Origin of the sequence: Streptomyces africanus (assembly GCF_002150735.1) — a bacterium.
Taxonomy (GTDB): domain Bacteria; phylum Actinomycetota; class Actinomycetes; order Streptomycetales; family Streptomycetaceae; genus Streptomyces; species Streptomyces africanus.
The window spans coordinates 1-625 of record NZ_MUKA01000695.1; the positions used below are offsets into that span (position 1 = coordinate 1).

At 72.6% G+C, this 625-nt stretch carries 1 protein-coding gene; it reads left to right on the forward strand.

Going from position 1 to position 625, the window contains the following annotated elements; genetic code table 11:
* Positions 1 to 625: sensor domain-containing protein (locus tag CCL05_RS43475; RefSeq protein ID WP_107400603.1), on the forward strand; the 625-nt coding region annotated here is incomplete at both ends.

Below are 625 nucleotides of genomic sequence, written 5' to 3' on the forward strand. Positions count from 1 at the left end.
CCTGGCTCGCCGCCGGCTACCTCGCAAGCTATCCCCTGGTCGGGGGTGCCCTGTTCGCCGTGGCGACGGCCGCCTTCCTGGGCGGCATGGTGCTGAGCCAGTTCACCGTGACCCTGCCGCTGATCATCGGCTCGGTGTGGGTGATCAGGAGCTGCGCGCAGGTCGAACGGGGCCGCGCCGTACTCGTCGACCGGCCCATCCCCTACCGGTACAGCGAGGTCACCGAGGCCGGTCTGCCCGCCCACCTCAAGACCCGCTGCACCGACCCGGCGTTCGCCCGCGACTGCGCCTACCTCATACTCCTCTTCCCGCCGCTGCTGGTCCTCGACCTCTTCGCGCTGCTCGTCTGGCTGGTGTCCCTCGGCTGCGTCACGCTGCCGCTGTGGTACCGGGCCGTGGACGTCTCCGGCGGTCCGGCAGGCCCGCACGGCGCGTTCGGCTGGGTCCACACCCTTCCCGGGGCACTGGCCCTCGCGATCGTCGCGATCGCCCTGCTTCCCTTCGCCGCCCGGCTTCTCCTGGCCACCGCCCGGCTGCACCTGACCGTGGCCCAAGCAGTACTCCGCCCGCCCCGCGACCCGCTCGCACAGGCCAAGGGCGTGCTCGACGGCCCCGGTCCGCTCTC